Raw genomic sequence first — 981 nt, forward strand, 5'->3', positions numbered from 1 at the left:
AGTGTTGTCGACCAAGCGGTAGCTAAAGGGCTGCTAGATTACAACACGCTCATCCAAAACGTACGGGACGGTATTGATGCGCTTGACGTAGCAAAAAACACATACGTTAAGTCAATAAACTTCTCCAGTCTTGTAGACGGTATTCTCGGATCTAAACTAGAGACCCTAAACGCTACTTACGATGACAAGTACGCAACTATTGTAGACCTAGATCAAGTAGCAGCTACATCAGAATACTCTTTGACACAGCGCATTAGCGACTTACAGGCAGAGTTTAACGACGAGATTAACAGCCGTATTACTACTATACAGCTAGCGTATACATCTGCAGACCAAGCTAATGCATCAAGTATTGAAGCGTTATCTAGTCGCTTAGAAGACCAAGACAAACGTGTTGCGGGTAACTCAGATGCTCTCAGCGGCTTACAAACTTTTGTAGGAGTTACTGACTATAATAACCCTAACGGTACGGGCATGCTTTCTCGTATCGATGTACTAGAACGTCAGAACGACGGTGTAATACTTTACACTACCGGCACATACGACGTCATGATAAACGTTGAAGACGATCAGAACCCTGACGACGATAAAATAGACGCTACCAAAGAGCCCTACGCTAGCTGGATTGCAGTAGACAACGCTAACGGCAACGAAAACGAACGTGCTGCTCACATCGGTGACGTTTACATTCAATATGACCCTGAATCAGGCAACTACGTTAAGTCTTACAAGTTTATTCGTACAGCTCCTGACCAAACAGCTCCGTTCTCTACCGACCCTCAGGGCTACACATGGTCATTGATAACAGATACTGACGTACAGTCTACTTACGTAGCTGCACTAAAAGCCTCTGATCTAGCAGATCAAAAACGGAGAGTTTTTGTTGCTCAGCCTTATGCGCCTTACGATGTAGGCGACTTGTGGGTAGACAACAGCAGCATACCTCAGGTTGTTAAAGTATCGACAGTCAACAGAACTAAT

General features: G+C 44.5%; 1 protein-coding gene. It reads left to right on the plus strand.

Annotated features, from left to right (window positions below):
• Positions 1-981, plus strand: a 981-nt coding sequence (locus BZJ21_RS15330; RefSeq protein ID WP_201788235.1) for a hypothetical protein, incomplete at both ends; no start/stop codon positions are given.

The organism is Salinivibrio costicola subsp. alcaliphilus (assembly GCF_001996185.1).
Taxonomy (GTDB): Bacteria; Pseudomonadota; Gammaproteobacteria; order Enterobacterales; family Vibrionaceae; genus Salinivibrio; species Salinivibrio costicola.